Below are 18,768 nucleotides of genomic sequence, written 5' to 3' on the forward strand. Positions count from 1 at the left end.
GACTCAGCGCCAGTCGTCGATCACGTAGGCGTCCGGGTGGCTGTAGCCGGGTTCGTTGGGTTTGTGCATGGTCACGCCCTGCAGCCAGGTACGGAAACCGCGGTCGACCATGCGCCGGTAGGCGTCCTGGCGGGCCAGGTTCATTCCGGCGTCCAGCTGCCCCAGCCCCTTCTCGGTGGCCAGCTGCTCGCACGCGCTCAGCAGTCGTTCGAACCGCGCCGCGGCGCCCGGGCCAGGGCGTACGGCGCCGAACTTGACGAAGCACACGTCCTCACCGGCCTCCGACCCCGCTCCGCAGTGGCAGACGGCCAGGCCGTCGAGGTCGGAGCCGGGGCCCTGGAGGAGGACGGTGTCACCGAGGCCCTGCGCCTGTGCGGCCACGATCTCGCGCTCCAGGCTCAGGCCCTCGTACACGGCCCCCGTCAGTGCGCGACCGAGGCTCAGGGCGTCGGGCCGCTCGGCGGCGGTCAGCTCGCCGTACAGCACCCGGCCGGGGACCGCGGCGCTGACGGTGACCTGCTTCTTCATGATGGCCGTGAGGAACCGGGGCCAGAAACCGTACCGGCGGTAGAGCTCGAGGTGCTTGGGACTGTGCGAGAAGGTGAACAGGCCGAGGTGGCGGTTCTCCCAGGTGTCGAAGCAGGTCATGACCGGTTCCATGAGGCGCCTGCCGATGCCCTGGTCCCACAGGTCCGGTCGTACGGTCAGCGGGCCGAAGTACCCGACGCTGCCCCAGTCGGCGGCGAAGTTCGATCCGACGACCTCGCCCTCGACGGTCGCCGCGAAGGCCGCGTGCGGATCCGCCGCCCAGCGGGTGCGGATGTAGTCGGCGGTCCCGAAGAACGTCTTGGGCTCGGGGATCCCGAGGAAGGTCCCGAAGGCGACCCTGAAGATCTCGTCGGCCCGGTCCAGGTCCGACTCGACCAGCGGGCGGACCGACACGGGGGCGGCGACACTGGTGTGCTTCGCTGCGGGCATGATCGCTCTCCTTTCCGCCCCCGGTTCCATCGCACCACGGACGCGCGCCGCGGGCGAAGCGACAGGTCAGGCCCGCCGGGCCTCCTGATGCCGGAGACCGCCCGTCACGGATTGGCTGTGCGCGCCCGGCATTGATCCGTTGGCCTACGCTTCGGTTCATGGGGGCGATGATCTGGAACGGTGTCCGAGAGCGGGTGGAGGCCCTGGCCCGTGCCGACAAGGCGCGGAAGGTCTTCGGGGCGTGGGACATGTACGGGGGTACGGGACACCACTTCCGGCTCGCCGATCCGCTGTCAGAGGCGGAGGTCGCCGAGGCAGAGGCTCAGTGGGGTGTCTCGCTGCCTGCGGACTACAGGGCCTTCCTTCTCGAAGTCGGCGCCGGCGGTGCTGGACCCTTCTATGGACTCACGACCCTGTCTCGCACAGATGCCGGGTGGCTGTGGAGCGACCCCGGCGGCGGCACCCGCCACGAGCGACTGCGCTTCCCTTGCCCGGATGTGGAAGACAGCATGCGTGCTCAGGCCGAGCACGAGCGCAGAGAGCCCGTCGCGTCCGACTTCGAGGGCGAGGCAGCCTTCGACGCGGCCTACCGCGCCTGGCTGGAGGAGGACGAGAAGCTGTCCGACTGGCTCTTGTCCGGCGCTGTGTGCCTCAGCCACGAAGGGTGCGGCTACTTCGACTGGCTGGTCGTGTCCGGCCCACAGCGCGGGCAGGTGTGGGTCGACGAGCGTGCGGGGGACGGACGGATCGGTCCCCTCGGGCAGGTCGGCTTCGCCGACTGGTACCTCGACTGGGTCGAGAAGACCGAGGCCGTCGTACGGCGTGGCCGCTAGGCCGGCCAGGGCCTGTGCACCCTGACAGACGTCAGGTACCCGGGGCCGCCCTCGTGCCCTTCACTGAGGTCGGCACACGCAAACCGCAACCTCTCGGGGGCACGCGAATGAACCGCAGTAAGAAGATGTTCGCCGCAGGTCTGGCCACCACCGTCTCGGCGGTGGCCCTGTCCGTCGGCGCCATGGCCGCCCCGGCGTCGGCCGCGGGCTCGGTCGACTGTCGTGGCGCGGTCCACGGCGTCGACACGGACCGGGGCATCGCCAGCTGCACGAACAACAGCGACCGCACCATCCGTTTCCGCGCCGAGGTCGTCTGCGGCCGGGCCCCCGACGTCTCCGGCAACTGGGTGACCCTGAAGCCGGGCCAGTACGACCAGTCCTCCGCCACCTGCGCCTGGTTCAGCACGGGTGTCGGCAGCGTCGGCTGGACCATCGAGTAGTACGTGGTGGGGGCGCGGGCCCCGGGGACGACGCCCCCACCGCGGTGGTCGGGGGTGTCGGTCTCGGCGATGCGGCCGTCGCACATGAAGGCGACGCAGGCGGCGGTCTCCCGGGCGAAGCCCATTTCGTGGGTGACGACGGCCATGGTCATGCCGCCCGACGCGAGATCCCGCATCACGGCGAGCACGTCCTTGACCAGTTCGGGGTCGAGCGCGGAGGTGGCCTCGTCGAACAGCGTCAGCTCCGGCTCCATGGCGAGCGCGCGGGCGATGGCCACGCGCTGCTGCTGCCCGCCGGACAGCCGCCCGGGCCGCTGGCCGGAAGGCGGCGAGGTCGATTTCGTCGAGGTGGTGTCGGGCGAGCCCGCGGGCCTGTTCGCGGCCCATGCCCTTGACGGAGGTCAGAGCGAGGGTGACGTTGCGCTCGACGCTCATGTGCGGGAAGAGGTTGAAGCGCTGGAAGACCATGACGATACGGGCGCGGGCGGCGTCGACGTCGGCGTGCGGCGCGGTCAGGCAGGTCTCGCCGAGCCAGATCTCACCGGCGTTGGGCGTCTCCAGCAGACTGAGGCACTTCAGGAGGGTGGACTTGCCGGAGCCCGAGGGACCGATCAGGCAGAGGGTCTCGGCGCGCCGCACTTCGAGGTCGATGTCGTGCAGGACGGGGACGGCGCCGTAGCTCTTGCTGAGGCCGAACCTGTACGGCGGCGGGAGTGAGGGGGGCGTCGGCCTTCTCCTCGTTCGGTTCCGGCGGGCTGGAGCGGGGTCTTGGGCAGGTCGGGCTCGGCCGGAGCCGGCAGGATCCCGGGGCGCGGGCCTTCGCGCAGCCGCCTGTCGAGGTAGTTGACGAAGTAGGTCAACGGGATGGTGAGCGCGTCCTCGCCCGTCCGGCTGTCGGCGAGATCGCCCAGCCACTTGGACAGGAAACGGCGTACCCCGAAGGCGTACGTCATCGCCAGCCGGCCTGCAACAACGTTGTCTCCCACCAGCGGACCTCGCCCCAGCGGGACGCCCGACCGGCGCCGTCCCAGACCCGGACCCGCCGGTGGTAGCGAGTACGGGAACGCAGCTCGGGCCCCTCGTAGGGGACGCTCACACTGCGGTCGGATGCCACCTTCCCCGAGTCCTAGACCGGCCTTCTAGGGAGGCGAGGGCCACCTGGACCTGATCGGCGCTCTGCCTGGCACCATGCCCGGGAGCCGACAACTCCCAGCTGAGCCGGGGGCGTTCGATGTCGGTGCCGAGGACCTGCTCGACGTACTCGACAGCGGTCCGCTCGACGCGGAGTGCTCCGACGCGTCGTCCCGCGGGCCCCGCGCCGGCGTGCCCGCGGCCTCCGCCGGGCTGCTGGACAATGCGGTGAACCCGGCTCTCGCGCCCGCGGTCGTGCGTTTCAGCCTGTTCTTGCGAGGAACTGCGGGGCTTTGGCCCTGGGAGGAATCGCATCCTCGTGCTCGCGGCGCGTGGCGCCGCGGTATTGCTGCCCGTACTCGGCCGCAGGGCGGCCGGGTGTCGTCTCCGCGGAGCCGGGGGGGACGGGTTCACCCGGTCGGGTGATCAAGCGGGAACGTGCGGTGGGTGGTCGTACGTGTGTGTACGTTGGGTGATCGTGAAGCTGACCGTGCAGGTGAGAGTGCTGCCGACACCCCAGCAGGCGGCGGCGCTTGAGGCGACTCTGCGCGCCTGCAACGAGGCAGCCACCTGGGCCAGCGGTGTGGCGTTCGAGAAGGACGTGAAGCGGCACTTCGCACTGCGTGAGCACACCTACGGCGAGGTCAGGGCGAGGTGGGGGCTGGGGGCGCAGGCCGCCCAACACGTGATCAAGAAGACGTGTGACGCGTACGCAACGCTGAAGGCGAACCTGACGGCGGGGAATCTGGGCAGGCCCGGCTCGAAGCGGTACCGGAAGGCCACCGAGAAGCCGATCGTCTTCCGGTCGGAAGGGGCGCAGCCGTATGACGACCGGATGCTGTCCTGGCTGATCGCCGGGCGGCGGGTCTCGGTCTGGACCGTGGCCGGGCGCATCAAGGACGTGGCCTTCACCGCCTCTGCGGAGCAGCTGGCCACGCTGGCCCTGTACCGCAAGGGCGAGTCCGATCTGGTGTACCGGGGCGGCAAGTGGTTCCTCCTGGCGACCTGCGAGGTCCCCGAGCCCGAGCAGGACACCGATCCGCACGACTTCCTCGGCGTCGACCTGGGCATCGTCAACATCGCCACCACCTCCGACGGCGAGATCATGGCCGGACGCGAGATCAATCGCGCCCGCACCCGGGAACGGATCCTGCGCGCCAGACTCCAGAAGATGAACACCCCCTCCGCCAGGCGCCGGTTGAAGAAACGCAGGCGCAAGGAGGCGCGACGGGCGAAGGACATCAACCACAAGATCGCGAAACACGTGGTGGCCGAGGCAGAACGCACCGGTCGCGGGATCGCCCTGGAAGAGTTGACGGGCATCCGCGAACGGGTACGGCTCCGCAAGCCCCAACGGGCCACCCACTCCAGCTGGTCCTTTGCCCAGCTGGGGCAGTTCATCGCGTACAAGGCCCGCCGGGCGGGAGTGCCGGTGGTGTACGTCGACCCGGCGTACACCTCGCGTACTTGCGCCGAGTGCGGGCACATCGACAGGGCGAACCGGGTCTCGCAGGCCTGGTTCGCGTGCCGGTCCTGCGGATTCGTTGATCACGCAGACCGGAATGGCTCCCGCAACATCCGCGCCCGTGCGTGGGAGTTGTGGCGACGCGGGGCCCCGTCAACGGCCCCTGCCCCACCACCGCGCCAGCGGGACGGGGCTGGACGCGAACGCAGCATCACCGCCAGTGGTGCCCGTTGCGCAAGCCCGGCGCTTTAGCGCCGGGTAGTTGACGAAAAGTCTCCGGTTCCAGAACTGGTCCATGCGCGTTCCTCGCTCATCGTGTCGTCTTGGACAACAGAACCTTTTGGACAACAGCACCGTGTGGTGAAACGATTCAAACTTCCCTTTGCCGGAGAATGCTAGGGACGTGAAGCCACCCCAACAAGGTGTGTGACAGCGGTGATTCAGGCGGGAGGAGGGGTCAGGGCGGCCGGAGAGCCGGAGTCGCGGGTCTTGGAGGAGCGGCGGCGGTGGCGGAGTTGTGGTCTATTTCAACAACCCCTGTCCCGGTAGCCTCACCAGTGGCCAGTAGCGCACCACCATCCCCCCACCCCCCAGGCTTGCGTTCCGGTGTGGACGTCACCCGCCTGTCTCTGTCTCTGCCTCTGGCAGCCGGGTGATCTCCCCCGTTCGCCGCCTCTAGGAGGATCACGGTGAAAGTTCGCACCAGAAGCTCGGCGATCATCGGCACCCTCTGCCTCGTCGCTTCCCTCGCTTTGACCACGGCGTCCGCCGACGAGCTCAGCTCCCCACGTCAGGCAGCGAAGGTCGTGCTCAAGGAAATGGCCACGGCCCAGAATCCAACCGCCGGCGCCGCCGGTCCCGGTGGCACGGTCTGGATAGCCGAACGCGCGGGCAAGGTACGGGTCCTGGACGATCAGGGGCTCGGCGAGCCCGTCCTCGACATATCCAGCGAGACCACCAACACCGGCGAACGCGGCCTGCTGGGCATCGCGTTCGACAAGGAGTTCGCGCACTTCTACATCTCGTTCACGAACCTCCAAGGCACCAGCACCGTGGACGAGTTCGCGATGCGGGACGGCAGGATCCAGCCGGACACCCGGCGCACCGTCCTCACCCAGACACAGCCCTACGCGAACCACAACGGCGGCGACATCGCGTTCGGCCCCGACGGCTACCTGTACATCGCGTTCGGCGACGGCGGCTCGGGCGGTGACCCGCACGGCAACGGGCAGAACCTCGACACGCTGCTCGGCAAGCTGCTGAGGATCGACCCGAGCGGCGCCAAGCCGTACGCGATCCCGCCGGACAACCCGTTCGTGGACGACCCGAACGCGAGGGACGAGATCTGGGCGTACGGGTTGCGCAACCCCTGGCGGTTCTCCTTCGACGCGGGCACGGGCGACCTGCTGATCGGGGACGTCGGCCAGAACGCCTGGGAGGAGATCGACTGGGCCCCGGCATCCAGCAAGGGCGGCGAGAACTACGGCTGGAACCAGATGGAGGGCAACCATCCCTTCCGGGGCGGCACGGAGCCCGCGAACCACGTACCGCCGATCCACGAGTACGACCGCAGCGGGCCGGGCTGCTCGGTGACCGGCGGATACGTCTACCGGGGCGAGGCGATCCCGGACCTCAAGGGTCAGTACGTGTTCAGCGACTACTGCGACGGCACCGTCCGTGCGCTGCGGATGGAGAACGGCGAGGTGACCGGCGTGAGCGACCTCGGAGTCGACGGCGGCAGCGTCGTCTCGTTCGTGCAGGGCGGCAAGGGCGAGCTGTACGTGCTCGACCTGGGTGGCAGCGTCTCCCGCATCGACCCGGCGTAACGACCACCACAGGGTGTGCTCGAAGGACCACGAGGCTCGCCGCGGCTCGGGAGCAACCGGGCCGCGGCGAGCCAGTGACCTGCGGGAAGGGCTCAGCTGCCGGTGAGGGAGATGGCCAGGTCCGTGATGTTCAGGGGGAACTTGGACGTGACGGCGTCGGACACGAGCGTGGCCTCGCCGGTGAAGAGGTTGACGCTGTAGAGGGACGGCCTGTTGGCGCCGGAGGCGGTGACAGCGGCGAAGGCCGCGTTGCCGACCGTCTTGCCGCCCGACAGGGTGCTGAAGATGTCCATGCCCGCGTTGATCTGCGCGTCGAAGCCGAGGCTGCCGGTCGGCGCCAGCGTGCCGTTGTTGGCCGGGGACTGGATGACGACCTGATCGCCGGTCGTGTTGATGTCGAACAGCGTGGTCCCGGTGGCCCCGTTGAGGTCGTTGTTCGTGTAGGCGGCGGCGGAGACGCCCTTGGTCGTGCCCTCGATCGGCGGGGTGGTGAGGTTCAGGTCCTGGATGGTCGTGTGGTCGTTGAGGTTGTGCCGCAGATTCTGGCCGTTGTCGCTGATCACACGCAGCCGGTCGGCGGCCGGGTTGAAGTCGACGCCGAAGTTCGTGCCGTGCAGCGTGTACTGGAGCTGGGACACCTTGGTGATCACGACGTCCGTGGTGGCCGGCGGGGTCTTGATCGTGTAGATGCCGCCCTGGTTGCCGACGCCGTACATCAGGCCGTTCTGCACCCGGAAGTCGATGCCGATCAGAGCCGTGTCGCCACTGAGCCCGACGACGTCCCTGACCCAGTCGAGCACGTTCGGGCGGTCGGTGGTGAACGTGGCCATCTGGGTGCCGTCACCCGTGATGCCGAACGCGCGCAGGCCGGGAGCGGCGGCGGGAGCGGCCGAGCCACTGCCCGGCGCGCTCAGCATGAGCGCTGTCGACGTGGCCATGACCGCGACCGCCGCCGCGACTCTCTTTCTTGTTCCTGCTTTCATCGGTGTGTCCCTCCCGTTTGAACAAGCGCCATTGAGGCGCGCAGATGAGAGATTCCCGTACCGATTCCCGCGCTGATCCGGAGCGGTGGCCGGAATGATTGCCGTGGTGTTCCCCCACGGGCCGGTACGCGTTTCCTATTAAGGCCAGTTCACAGTGTCTCCACAAGTGGAACAGGCGATGGGAATGCCCCGATCCAGGGATTTTGCGCACTGTGACAAAGTGCCCCAGACGCGGTCGTCTCCGATGTGCGCACAGTGATGAATGCCGTCCGGATTTACCCTGCCGACTTCTTCGGCCGGAATGGGATGCTCGCGCCCATGGGGAGCTTCTTCGCCGAATTGGCCCGGCAGGCGTATGCCAACGCGCGCCGGGAGGTCGAGGCGTACGCGCGCGAGATTCCGGAGTTCGGGTTCCTCGGCACGAACTCCCGGGCGCGGGCCGAAACGCTGGAGTACGCCTTGTGGTTGCGCCGCCGCACGATCGAACTGTCCCCGGACAACAGCCAACTGAGCGACGACGACCTCGGCTACATCGCCGCGATCGGCGAGTCGCGGGCCGCAGCGGGGATGTCGCTGGACGCACGGCAGCGGGTCCTGCGACTGCACACCTCACTCATGCTGCGCGAGATCAACGAAGCGACCGAGGCCCAGCGCGGTGGCGTGGATGAACTCATGCGGATGATGAGCTGGTTCGCCCCGCAGGGAGAACGCGGTATCCGTGCCTACAGCCATGGATTCGTGACGGCGCTGCGACACCGGCTGCCGTACGTCGAGCAGGCAGCCCTGCTGGCCAGGTCGTTGCTGAACGGAGATCCCATATCGGCGGAACTCGCCTCGGCACTGGGAATGGAACTTCCCGAGCACTGCGCGGTGACGGTGATCCGGGTGCCGGACCGTCCCGTCGGCGAGCACGATCTGGAAAGCGAGATCGAGGCGCTGGTGAAAACCCACCAAGCGCCGATCATGTGGTGCCCGGGCAGGGGAAGCAGGAGCGGTGAGCTGATCGCCCTGATTCCCGCACAGCCGCACTCCGTACCCGACCCTGCTCCCGACCTCTTGCCCGACCTCGTATCCGCTCTCGTACGGGACTTCGCCCAGGCTCTCGGTCACCCCTGCGCCGTCGGCACCGCCATCTCACCGCTGTCCGAGGTTGCCGACGCCCTCGACCTGGCCCGGCGGATCAGCAGGGCGGCGCCGCTGCGGCGGGCGTCCGCCGGGCTGCGGCCGCTCACCGTGTCGGACGTGTTCGTCGAACTCGCCGTCGCGGACGCGCCGTTCGTCGACGAATGGCTCCACGCCGTGAGCCGGAGCCTGCGGCCCGGTCCGGACCTCCTTGTCACGCTGGACGCGTACTACCGCCACGACATGCACCGCGGCACCACGGCGGCAGCCCTCAACGTCCACCCCCGCACCCTGGACTATCGCCTCCGCCGGGTGCGGGAGCTCACCGGCGTCGACCCCGGCTCGACGCGCGGCGTGCGCATTTTCAGCTCGGTCGTCACACGGCGCCTGTCGGAAGCGTGGCACTGAACCGGGCGATCATCCGCAGCGGAGACGCGTGCCCGGCGTGTCACGTCGCGGCGATGCCCTCCATGCCCGACTCGTCGAACGGGGGAAGGCCCTCGACGGTGGTGACCTTGGTGAGGGATCCGTTCTTCTCGACACGGAAGCCGTCGACCGTTCCGGAGGTGGCGTTCTGGACGTAGACGAACTTCGCGTCCTTGGTCACGGCGATGTCGATCACGCCCTGCGACTTCGAGGACGGCGGGGTGGCGAGACCGACCTCGTTCGTCAGGGACAGCCGTCCGTGCTTGTCCATGCGGTAGCCGGTGACGGTGGAGTTGCCGGTGTTGCCGCCGTAGAAGTAGTCGCCCGCGCGCTCCAGCCAGCACAGGACCTCCTGGCCGCTGGCGAGCGGCTGCTGGAGGACCTTCAGCCTGCCGTCGTGCCGGACCTTGTAGACGCTCACCGTGGACTTCTCGGCCTCGGCGACCAGCATCCGGCTGCCGGAGCCGTCGAAGCTGATCGCGAACGGCACGTTGCCGGCGGACTTGTTGACGACCGGCTCGGCGACGGCCGGCAGGCCGTTCCTCTTCAACGGGAACACCTCGACGGTGTTGTTCCCCTTGGTGGTGACCACCAGGGCACGGCCGTCCGGGGTGATCTCGACCTCGCCGGGCGAGGTGTCGAACCGTGGTACGTCCTCGTTGTCCAGCCCGAGAGAGCGGAAGGACCCCCGCATCGGCACGAGCCCCTGCCTGGTGATCCGGAAGCCCTGGACGCTGCCCTCGCCGCCCGCGTTCATGACGTACGCCACCTTGCCGCGCACCGCGATGCTGGAGGGGAACTCGCCGCCGGTGTCGAGGACTCGCCGCTGCGTCAGTTTCGTTCCCTCGACGCGGAAGGAGGTCAGCGTGCCGCTGCCCGCGTTGACCGCCAGCAGCATCCCGGAGGCGTCGTCGTGGACGAGGGAGCCCTGGGAGGCGAGGGAGTCCGTGGGGGCGTCGACCTGGTCGCCGCCCCGGCCGCCGGTGGCATAGGTGCCGGCGGGACTCAGCCTGCCCTGGCCGTCCCGGGCGAAGACGCGGATGGTGTTCCCGTTCAGCTCGTTGCCCTGCACGAAGACGGCACGACCGGTGTCCGCTCCGGACGTCCCGTACTGGCTCGCCGAGGCCAGGGACACGGCCACGGTGGCCGCCGCGGCGGTGGCGAGAGCACTGCCGCCGATCACGATCCGCCGCGTCCTGGACCTCGCCCGGTGCCCGCGACGTCCTCCGGCTCCTCGGCGGCTCGGACGGGGCTCACTTCCATCGCCGTACATACTCATGTCCCGCTCCTTCGTCCTCGTGGCGTTCGTGTCCACGTGGTCGTCGTGGACGGGAGAAGCGTGGCCGGTGGCGGCGGTGAGGCGAGTGGGGAACGGGGGGCGCGTCAGACTCTCGTAAGCAGTTCTCCGGACGACCGCGGGCCGTCCCTGTTCTGTACAAGAGGTTCACGACGTGGGTGGGCGGTTCTCGCTGGTGCCGGGGCGGGGGGTGAGCGTTGACGGCGCGGCTTGGTGCGGCTGGTCAGTGGGCGCTGCCTGGGGCTGGGGTGCGGCAAGGCTGGCCAGGAGCTTGAGGCGGTCTTCGGAGGTGGTGCCCGGTTCGGCGGTGTAGAGGGTCAGGTCGTGCATGGCCCGGTGGGACAAGGGCAGGTCCAGGGACTGGTAGGTCAGCTCCAGGTCACCGACCTCGGGGTGCCACAGCCGTTTGATGCCGTCGTGGCGGATGCGGACGTCGTGCGCGGCCCATTGACTGCGGAAGTCGGGGCTGAGGGTGGACAGTTCGCCGATGAGTTCGCGCAGGGCCCGGTCGTGGGGCTCGCGTCCGGCTTCCGCGCGCAGCAGTGCGGCGGTGACGGCGGCGGCGGACTCCCAGTCGACGAAGAACCGCCGGGCGCCCGGATCGAGGAAGATGTAGCGGGCGATGTTGGGCCGGCCGCGCCGGTCGGTGGTCTCGCTTTCGAAGAGCGGCGCGTGCAGGGCCCGGGCCAGCGGGTTGCTGGCGACGACGTCCTGTCGGCCGTTGCGCACGAAGGCGGAGGACATCGTCATGGAGTCGAGCAGCCACTGGACGCGGGGCGGGATGGCGACGTCCCTGCGGCGGGACGGCGTGCGTGCGGCGGGGCGGGCTGCCCGGGCCAGGTCGAACAGGTAGGTGCGTTCGTCCTCGTCCAGCTGCAGGGCCTGGGCGACCGCGGCGAGCACGTCCTCGGAGACGCCGCTGATGTGGCCTTTCTCCAGGCGGGTGTACCACTCGGTGCTCACCCCGGCCAGCACGGCGACCTCCTCGCGCCGCAGCCCGGGCACCCGGCGCCGGCCGCTGGTGGGCATCCCGGCCTGCTCCGGGGTGATCTTGGCGCGGCGGCTGGCGAGAAAGTCCCGGATCTCCGCTCTGTGGTCACTTCGGTCGTCCATGCATTCCACGGTAGCCAGCGGCGGCCGCTGAGGGAGGTTGAGCTTGTACCCCCTATAAACGCGACCTTCTCCGCCCGCGCGGATGCCGGTCTCCTGGGACACGTGACCCGATCACGACCCCACGGAGATGAACCTTGAGTACGCGAGGAGGCACCCTCCACGCCCTCGACGGCGTTCAGGCCGACCAGTCGTGGCCGGCTCCTGCCCGGCTTCCGCTCGTCGTGTACGTGCTCGCGTTGGGCACGTTCCTGATGGGCACCACCGAGTTCGTCGTGGCCGGCCTGCTGCCCGAGATCGCAGGAGATCTGCAGGTCGGCGTCGCCCGGACCGGACTCCTGATCACCGTCTTCGCCATCGGGATGATCGTCGGCGCGCCGCTCATGGCGATGCTCACGCTACGGCTGCCCACACGACTCACCCTGATGCTCGCCCTGGGCGTCTTCGCCGTCGGGCACGTGGTCGTCGCCGTCGGCTCGAACTTCGTCCTGCTGCTCGCGGCCAGGTTCCTGACCGCCATCGCCACCGGGGCGTTCTGGGCCGTCGCCAACGTGGCCGCCACCCGCGCGGCGGGACCGGCGGCGAGCGCCCGCGCCCTCGGTCTCGTAGGGGCCGGTGCCATGCTGGCCAACGTCGTCGGCGTGCCGCTGGGCGCGTTCGCCGGACAGCTCATGGGCTGGCGCGGACCGTTCTGGGCCCTCGCGGCCCTCTCCGCGGCGGCCGTCCCGCTGATCGCCCGCACCGTTCCGCAGGGCGGTCCGACCCAGCGGGCGGGAACGATCCGCTCCGAACTGACCGCGCTGCGCTCCGGCCGTCTGTGGCTCGTGCTGGCCGCCTGCGCGACCACGACCGGCGGCGTCCTGGCCGCGTACTCCTACATCGCACCCCTGCTGACCGACCGGGCGGGCCTCGCGGCCGGACTGGTGCCGCTGGTCCTCGTCGGCTTCGGACTCGGCGCACTTGTCGGCTCGATCGTGGGAGGCCGGCTGGGTGACCGCCGCCCGCACATGGTGACCCTCACCGCCGCCACGGGCGCCACCCTTCTCCTGCTGGCAGTCGTCCTGTTGGCCGACTCCGCCCCCGCGACCATCGTCCTGATCGCCCTGTTGGGCTTCTTCGGCCTGGGCGCCAACCCGGTCCTGATGGCCCTCGCCGTCCGCTACGCCGGCCAAGCACCCACCCTGGCCTCGGCCCTGACCGTCTCGGCGTTCAACCTCGGCACCGCGATCGGCTCCTGGCTCGCCGGCCGCACCCTCGACACCGGCCTGGGAGCCATCGGCCCCGCCGTGGTCGGGACCGCCATCGCCGCGCTGACCCTGATCCCCACCCTTGCCCTCGCCCTGCGACGGGACCACCGCGCCGGTTCACCCGGCCCGGTCGGCCGGGGTGCAGCCGCCGCTCGTGCCGACCAGGCTTGAGCCGACGGAGGAGTGAGCCGTACCCCCGCGTCCGCTGGGTCAGGCCCAACGATCAACCCGACCGCGAAAAGCATGATCAGCAGGCCGACCCAGGCGGCACACACCTTCAGGGCGGGCGGTCGCTCGCGCTCTTCGATGCGCATATCAGCCACGAAACCGGCGCACCGCGTTCGAGGAAGGTCGCGTTCAGAGGAAGGTCGCGTTTATGGGGGGTACAACCTCGACCTCCCTAAACGGCAGCCGATGGCTACCGTGGACGAAATGGACCCACGACCCGACAACCGCACCGAGATCCGGGACTTCCTCGCCAGCCGCCGCGCCAAGATCACCCCGGAGGAGGTCGGGCTGCCCACCAGTGGCCGGCGCCGCGTCCCGGGGCTGCGGCGCGAAGAGGTCGCCGTCCTCGCGGGCGTGAGCACCGAGTGGTACACCCGCCTGGAGAAGGGCCACATCAGCGGGGTGTCCGAAGACGTCGTCGAAGCGGTCGCCCAGGCCCTGCAGCTGGACGAGGACGAACGCACCTACCTGTTCGACCTGGCCCGGGCCGCCAAACCCGCGCACCGCACACCCACCCGCCGCAGGGACGTCCCGGTCCCGCCCCGGATCCAGTGGATGCTCGACTCCATGACGATGGCCTCGGCATCCGTACAGAACGGCCGTCAGGACGTCGTAGCCAACAACCCGCTGGCCCGAGCCCTGTTCGCGCCGCTGTTCGACAGTGGCACCACCGACAAGCGCGGCCGGCCCAACTTCGCCCGCTACATCTTCCTCGACCCGGGCTCACAGCACTTCTTCGTCGACTGGGACAGGGCCGCAGGTACCACCACCGCACTACTGCGAGCGGAAGCCGGACGCGAGCCCCACGACAAGGCCCTGCGCGACCTCATCGGCGACCTGTCGACTCTCAGTCCCGACTTCCGCGCCCGGTGGGCCGCCCACGACGTCCGTATCCAGCACAACGGCGTCAAGAAGTTGCGGCACCCCGAGGTCGGCCCCTTGGAACTGGTCTACCACTCCCTGCCGCTGCCCCTGTCCGACCGGGCGGTACACGACCTGAGCATCTACACCGCCGAACCGGGCACCCCCTCCGAAGACCGCCTCAAGCTCCTCACCAGCCTGGCGGCCGCCCAGCCCGCCGCAGCAGAACCCGCCGACGGCCCTCACCCAGAGCGCGCGCCCGGAAGTCCTTCCCAGGACTGACCAGGACACGGACGAAATTCGCGATCCGTATCAACGGGGTGGCGGGTGCACTTTCACGCGCCGGGAGCCGGCGCGGCGGCGCGGTGGCGCGGTGGCGTGAGTTCGCGCCGTTCGGTCGAGAACACCATCCGAGGCGCCTGGCCGCACCCACAAAGTCAGGGAACTGACAGAGAACTGACACGTCGCGGGCGTCCGCGAGGTGCCCGTGTGCCATGCCCTGCCGGCACTCCCACCGGCCTGCCGGGAGCCCCCGTGCCCGCATCCGAAGCGGCAGGCAAACCGCCCGCGGCCAGACGAACCAGACCTGGACGACAACGTCGACCAAGCAGCTCACCGTCTACGGCGGCGCGAAGTGCCTCGACGCGACCGGCACCGCGGCCGGCGCCAAAGTCGCGACATGGGACTGCAACGGCGGCACCAACCAGCAATGGAACCTCAACTCCAACGGCACCATCACCAGCGTCCAGTCGGGCCTGTGCCTGGACGTGACCGGTGCCTCCACCACCAGCGGCGCACTGGTCGAATTGTGGGACTGCAACGGTGGCAGCAACCAGCAGTGGCGCCTCGGCTGACACCTATGTGACGAGGCCATGGAGGTGGGCGTAGGCAACCGCGTGCACCCGGTCGCGCAGGTCGAGTTTGGTCAGGATGGGGGAGACGTGGGTCTTGACCGTCTCGTCGCCGATGCCGAGGCGTGCGGCGATCTCGGCATTGCTGTACGCCCGGGCGAGCACAGCAGGACGTCACGCTCACGAACGGTGAGGCGGTCCCCACGCTCCGTCCCGGCACTTCACCCGCGACCAACCCCAGTTGAGCCGGATCCGCGCACCTCTATGCCGCCGCCCGGACGCCGATCGAGTCCAGGGCGGCGGTCACCGTCCTGCCCAGCGTCGCGGCATCCGCACCGGCTCGGGAGCGCAGGTTGACGCCATAGGCGAGCAGCGCAAGCAGATCCGCGGAAGCTCCGGGATCGACGCCGGGGGCGAGCTGACCCTCGCGGTCGGCGGTGACGAGGGCGGCGTACATCGCTTCGCGCAGCCCTCGGTGGTGCTGGTCCAGGACGGCGCGTACGGCAGGATCACTGTTCTCAGCGCCGGCGTGCGCGTTGGAGACCATGCAGCCCCAGCGGGCGTACTCACCCGAGCAACGCGCCTCGATCAGGCCGCCGAAGAACTCGGAGATCGCGGGCAGGCCCCGCTCGTCCTCGGCCAGGCGCCGGAACATCGGCTCGGACCGCTGCTCCATGTAACGGCGCAGCGCGGCGAGGTAGAGGTCCTGCTTACCGCCGAACGTGGCGTACAGGCTGGAACGGTTGAGCCCGGTCGCGGTCACCACGTCCTGGATCCCGGTCGACGCCACGCCCTGCCGCCAGAACAGTCGCACCACGGTCTCCAAGGTGGCATCCGGATCGAAGTGCTTGATGTCCGGCATGCTGCACCCCGCCATCTTGAAATAGGGATTCCAAGATACCCCCGTCAGCACGCCGCAAAAGGTGCTGACAGATACAGAGCGGGACAGGTCGCCCACCAGCGCGAAGGCGTCCAGCTTCGTCCAAGATCCGCCCGGTGGGCGCCCGCGCGCCGCGACCATGCCCCATGAATCGCATACCAGCCCTCTGGGCGGCCGCGTACGGCCCCCCGCGTCCGCCGCTTCGTCGCCCGCCGTGTGGTCCATCTCGGCGCCTTCATCGGGGCTCCCGCCCTGACTGACCACCGCCCGTTCACCAGCCTCTGACGCATCGACACCTCCGCACGGCTGGCGCGGGACCGCGCATGCCCTTATCTTGGAACGCCTGTTTCAAGATCTGCTCGCGGCCACCGCTGGGACGCTTCGTCGCGGCCGGTTCCCCCGCGCCAGTCGTCCAACCAGGAGGAACGAGCACCATGACCACCCTCACCACCGAACTTCGCACCTTCTACGAAGCACGTCAGCAGCAGATCCCCGCCGAGATCCGGGAGGTCATGCGCCGCGCCGGCCAGGAACTCGCCGAGTCCGGCCAGGCCGACCGCGCCCTGACCGTGGGCGACAAGGCCCCGCACTTCAGCCTCCCCTCCGCGACCGGCCAGACCCTGTCCCTGGACGCCCTGCTCGCCGAGGGCCCGGTGGTCCTGACCTTCTACCGCGGCGCCTGGTGCCCGTACTGCAACATCGCCCTGCGCTCCCTCCAACAGCACCACGACGCCATCACCGCACGCGGCGCCCGCCTGGTCGCCGTCTCCCCGCAGATCCCCGACGAGTCCCTCACCCTGACCGAGAAGCACGACCTGGCCTTCGACGTCCTCAGTGACATCGGCTCCGACACCGCCAAGCAGTACGGCCTCGCCTTCGACCTCCCCGACGACCTCGCCGCCGTCTACGACAAGCTCGGCTTCGACCTCCAGCGCGTCAACGCCGGCCACCCGCGCACGCTCCCGCTACCCGCCACCTACGTCATCGACCGCGACGGCGTGATCCGCTGGGCCTTCGTCAACACCGACTACACCACCCGCGCCGAACCGGACGACATCCTCGCCACCCTGGACGTACTGAACTGACCGTCCCGCCTGCAGGTTGGGCACCGAAGCGCTCCAGGGGCCGAGCCGACCTCGGCTTGGCGCACACTCGGGGGCTCAGCCCTTCTCCGGAGCGGGTGACGAGAATCGAACTCGCGCTCTCAGCTTGGGAAGCTGCGGGTACTTGGTGTGGGCAGGGCCGCTGAGCTGGTCGTTTGCCTGACACCAGACCTCATTGCCCTGGGTCGATTTCACCGTCGTTCCCCGCAGTTCCCCGCTCTATCTGGTGCGCTTGTGGTGCGTCGGTCGTGTCCTGGCCCGGTGCGGTCGACTCGTCGGCTCCGCCGTACAGATCGGCGCGGAGACGCTCCTTGGCCGCTTCGAGGCGTGGACCGTAGTCGGGCATGAAGATCTCGCGCAGCGTCTTGTCCAGCGTTCCGGAGATCGCGTGAATCGGCGACCAGACGGCTCGGTCGTGCACGATCCCTTCAAGGTCGTCGGACTGGAACATGACTTGGTAGAGCCAGTCCGACAGCACGAATGCTTGATCGCGCGTGAGCTTGATGGTGATCGCTTCCTCGTCCACGACCTCAACCTAGCTGCCGCGACTGGCGGTGTCGTGGGCCGACGTTGCCGTGAAGACCAACACGCTTTCCAACTGTGGTGGTGGGGTGGTGGGCTCCGTTCAGGGACGTTCACCTGCGTTCGTGGGCGGACTCGCCGTTGAGTGGTGACAGCTTGAGTCCTTAGCTGAACGGCCCTGAACGGAGGTGAATGAGACGGGAAATGAGACGGACGGAGCCTCCGGAACGGGAGCTCTATGGTCTACACGTAGCGGTCGACCGGTTCTGCGGCGAACGTGCCGTCGGGCAGGCGTACGTCGGTTAGCTCGAACCGCTCGCGGCGACCGTTGACCTCCAGTGTGATCACCGTGCCGGGAGGCCGTGTCGTGAGATGCTGTACCGGGTTCCCGTTCGTGCCCACGGTGTTGAGCACGGTGTATGAGCGGGCCCTGTTCTTCCGACGCCACCGGAAGAACCAGACGACACCGCCAGCCACTCCGGTGGCGCCGAGCGCTCCGAGAAACTCCGGCAGAGAGTCGACTAGGAGGCTCATGCTGCTGCCTTCCACGTCTTGGCCAGATGCCGCACCTTGCGACGTACCTGCTCAGCGAAGCGGGGATCTTGAGGACCACCGGCAGCCTCGGCAGCGGCCTCATGCCAAGTCCGGACCCCGGACATCTGCCAGGCGAGGAGCGTCCTACGTTCCATGGCGTTGAGTCTGTTCAGAATAAGGCGCGCTCGGGGGTCCTCCGGCACCCCATCGGGTTCGGGCTCTGTGGCCGGCTCGTAGGTAGAGACCAGGCCGAGCACCTCGTCGGAGAGCTCGCTGAATAGGAAGACCCTCGTACCGTGGACACGATGCTTCCACACCGGACGATCTGATCCAGTTTCCGAGTGCAGCAGCCTCCGGACCAGCCCGGGGAGCCGGGAGTCGCTCGTACGGTCGAACTCCTCGCTGTGCAAGAGGAGGGTCCCTGCCACGTCCGGGCCCGCTCGGAAGTTCAGACCGAGCTGAGCATTGACGATGTACTGGGTCTTTGCGATGTCGCCACTCTGTGCGGCCTTGCGGGCTGCGGTCAGCCAGTCCCGGAAGTCTGGGGAGGAACCGTCAGACACAGGCGCCATAGCCGGTCGGGCTTTGGGCGTACCCTTTCGGGGGGTCCTCCTGACAGCCTCTACGGCAGCTTGGTAACTCCCGCCGAATGTGGCTTGGTGTCGCTTGGCGTCGAGTTTGAGGCGGCGGTCACTGACCACGATTGTCCTGATCCGACGTGGCGTCCCGTGACTCGGCACGCCTACAACAGGGCGGCGACAGTCACAGGGATGCGGGGCACCTTCGGGCCTTCATCGCCGACGGTCACGGGATCTGTCAGCTCAGCCACCGGCCGCTGCACGGCCGACGACCAGAATAGCGGGAGGCTCGATCAGTCCGTCAAGCGAGGATCCCCCCTGCTTGCACACCGCCCACACTTCGGGCCGGCTTC

18 protein-coding genes and 2 pseudogenes are annotated in these 18,768 nt (G+C 69.1%); 8 read left to right on the forward strand and 12 right to left on the reverse strand.

Features of this window, described 5'->3' with window-relative positions:
- Nucleotides 1-3 precede the first annotated feature (3 nt).
- Nucleotides 4-978 carry a GNAT family N-acetyltransferase gene (locus L0P92_RS07160; RefSeq protein WP_234761672.1) on the reverse strand — a complete coding sequence of 325 codons (975 nt, stop codon included), beginning with the start codon at nucleotides 976-978 and terminating at the stop codon, nucleotides 4-6.
- A gap of 158 nt (nucleotides 979-1,136) precedes the next feature.
- Between L0P92_RS07160 and L0P92_RS07165 the strand changes: the two genes are divergently transcribed.
- Complete coding sequence (locus tag L0P92_RS07165) at nucleotides 1,137-1,811, forward strand: SMI1/KNR4 family protein (RefSeq protein ID WP_234761673.1); 675 nt, start codon at nucleotides 1,137-1,139, stop codon at nucleotides 1,809-1,811.
- A 31-nt stretch (nucleotides 1,812-1,842) separates the two neighbouring features.
- On the opposite strand, the gene L0P92_RS45940 is transcribed toward L0P92_RS07165, so the two are convergent.
- From L0P92_RS45940 to L0P92_RS45865, 4 genes and pseudogenes are all read right to left on the reverse strand, one after another.
- Nucleotides 1,843-2,529: a hypothetical protein gene (locus L0P92_RS45940; protein WP_308289646.1), complete on the reverse strand. Its 687-nt coding sequence runs from the start codon at nucleotides 2,527-2,529 to the stop codon at nucleotides 1,843-1,845.
- Between the two features lie 154 nt (nucleotides 2,530-2,683).
- A pseudogene (locus tag L0P92_RS45945) lies at nucleotides 2,684-3,166 on the reverse strand (ATP-binding cassette domain-containing protein); the annotation flags it as partial.
- Nucleotides 3,167-3,200: 34 nt separating this feature from the next.
- A complete protein-coding gene (locus L0P92_RS45860; RefSeq protein WP_443732572.1) occupies nucleotides 3,201-3,365 on the reverse strand; it encodes a glycoside hydrolase family 78 protein in 165 nt (54 codons plus the stop codon).
- Nucleotides 3,344-3,697 (reverse strand): glycoside hydrolase family 78 protein, encoded by a 354-nt coding sequence (locus tag L0P92_RS45865; protein WP_443732573.1) that lies wholly within the window; start codon nucleotides 3,695-3,697, stop codon nucleotides 3,344-3,346. The genes L0P92_RS45860 and L0P92_RS45865 overlap by 22 nt, the downstream gene beginning before the upstream one ends.
- Nucleotides 3,698-3,860: 163 nt before the next feature.
- On the opposite strand from L0P92_RS45865, the gene L0P92_RS07175 reads away from it, so the two are divergent.
- Nucleotides 3,861-5,099 carry an RNA-guided endonuclease InsQ/TnpB family protein gene (locus L0P92_RS07175; protein WP_234761674.1) on the forward strand — a complete coding sequence of 413 codons (1,239 nt, stop codon included), beginning with the start codon at nucleotides 3,861-3,863 and terminating at the stop codon, nucleotides 5,097-5,099.
- A 437-nt stretch (nucleotides 5,100-5,536) separates the two neighbouring features.
- On the forward strand, nucleotides 5,537-6,673 hold the full coding sequence (locus tag L0P92_RS07180; RefSeq protein WP_234761675.1) for a PQQ-dependent sugar dehydrogenase: 1,137 nt from the start codon (nucleotides 5,537-5,539) through the stop codon (nucleotides 6,671-6,673).
- Between the two features lie 92 nt (nucleotides 6,674-6,765).
- Here the strand turns inward: L0P92_RS07180 and L0P92_RS07185 are convergent, their stop codons facing one another.
- Entirely contained in the window at nucleotides 6,766-7,611 is an 846-nt protein-coding gene (locus tag L0P92_RS07185; protein ID WP_234761676.1) for a DUF4394 domain-containing protein, read from the reverse strand.
- Nucleotides 7,612-7,974: 363 nt separating this feature from the next.
- Between L0P92_RS07185 and L0P92_RS07190 the strand changes: the two genes are divergently transcribed.
- Entirely contained in the window at nucleotides 7,975-9,186 is a 1,212-nt protein-coding gene (locus L0P92_RS07190; protein ID WP_234761677.1) for a PucR family transcriptional regulator, read from the forward strand.
- A gap of 40 nt (nucleotides 9,187-9,226) precedes the next feature.
- On the opposite strand, the gene L0P92_RS07195 is transcribed toward L0P92_RS07190, so the two are convergent.
- Together L0P92_RS07195 and L0P92_RS07200 are read right to left on the reverse strand one after the other, a co-directional pair.
- A complete protein-coding gene (locus tag L0P92_RS07195) occupies nucleotides 9,227-10,387 on the reverse strand; it encodes a lactonase family protein (RefSeq protein ID WP_234761678.1) in 1,161 nt (386 codons plus the stop codon).
- Between the two features lie 261 nt (nucleotides 10,388-10,648).
- Nucleotides 10,649-11,614: a helix-turn-helix transcriptional regulator gene (locus L0P92_RS07200; RefSeq protein ID WP_234761679.1), complete on the reverse strand. Its 966-nt coding sequence runs from the start codon at nucleotides 11,612-11,614 to the stop codon at nucleotides 10,649-10,651.
- Nucleotides 11,615-11,748: 134 nt separating this feature from the next.
- On the opposite strand from L0P92_RS07200, the gene L0P92_RS07205 reads away from it, so the two are divergent.
- The 3 genes and pseudogenes from L0P92_RS07205 to L0P92_RS07215 form a co-directional block, all read left to right on the forward strand.
- Nucleotides 11,749-13,029: an MFS transporter gene (locus L0P92_RS07205; RefSeq protein WP_234761680.1), complete on the forward strand. Its 1,281-nt coding sequence runs from the start codon at nucleotides 11,749-11,751 to the stop codon at nucleotides 13,027-13,029.
- 261 nt (nucleotides 13,030-13,290) lie between these two features.
- Complete coding sequence (locus L0P92_RS07210; RefSeq protein ID WP_234761681.1) at nucleotides 13,291-14,229, forward strand: helix-turn-helix transcriptional regulator; 939 nt, start codon at nucleotides 13,291-13,293, stop codon at nucleotides 14,227-14,229.
- A 248-nt stretch (nucleotides 14,230-14,477) separates the two neighbouring features.
- Nucleotides 14,478-14,801: pseudogene (locus tag L0P92_RS07215) on the forward strand (ricin-type beta-trefoil lectin domain protein); the annotation flags it as partial.
- A gap of 3 nt (nucleotides 14,802-14,804) precedes the next feature.
- On the opposite strand, the gene L0P92_RS07220 reads toward L0P92_RS07215, so the two are convergent.
- A complete protein-coding gene (locus L0P92_RS07220) occupies nucleotides 14,805-14,963 on the reverse strand; it encodes a response regulator transcription factor (RefSeq protein ID WP_372497210.1) in 159 nt (52 codons plus the stop codon).
- Nucleotides 14,964-15,060: 97 nt separating this feature from the next.
- The gene (locus tag L0P92_RS07225) at nucleotides 15,061-15,660 is read right to left on the reverse strand and encodes a TetR/AcrR family transcriptional regulator (protein WP_234761682.1); all 600 of its coding nucleotides are present in this window, start codon (nucleotides 15,658-15,660) and stop codon (nucleotides 15,061-15,063) included.
- 452 nt (nucleotides 15,661-16,112) lie between these two features.
- Here L0P92_RS07225 and L0P92_RS07230 point away from each other — a divergent pair, with 452 nt between their 5' ends.
- Nucleotides 16,113-16,763, forward strand: coding sequence for a peroxiredoxin-like family protein (locus tag L0P92_RS07230; protein ID WP_234761683.1), 651 nt, complete (start codon nucleotides 16,113-16,115; stop codon nucleotides 16,761-16,763).
- Between the two features lie 190 nt (nucleotides 16,764-16,953).
- On the opposite strand, the gene L0P92_RS07235 is transcribed toward L0P92_RS07230, so the two are convergent.
- Nucleotides 16,954-17,307, reverse strand: coding sequence for a hypothetical protein (locus L0P92_RS07235; RefSeq protein WP_234761684.1), 354 nt, complete (start codon nucleotides 17,305-17,307; stop codon nucleotides 16,954-16,956).
- 239 nt (nucleotides 17,308-17,546) lie between these two features.
- On the reverse strand, nucleotides 17,547-17,837 hold the full coding sequence (locus L0P92_RS07240) for a hypothetical protein (RefSeq protein ID WP_234761685.1): 291 nt from the start codon (nucleotides 17,835-17,837) through the stop codon (nucleotides 17,547-17,549).
- Between the last annotated feature and the right edge of the window lie 931 nt (nucleotides 17,838-18,768).

Source organism: Streptomyces muensis, from assembly GCF_021474425.1.
In the GTDB taxonomy this organism is placed as follows: Bacteria; Actinomycetota; Actinomycetes; order Streptomycetales; family Streptomycetaceae; genus Streptomyces; species Streptomyces muensis.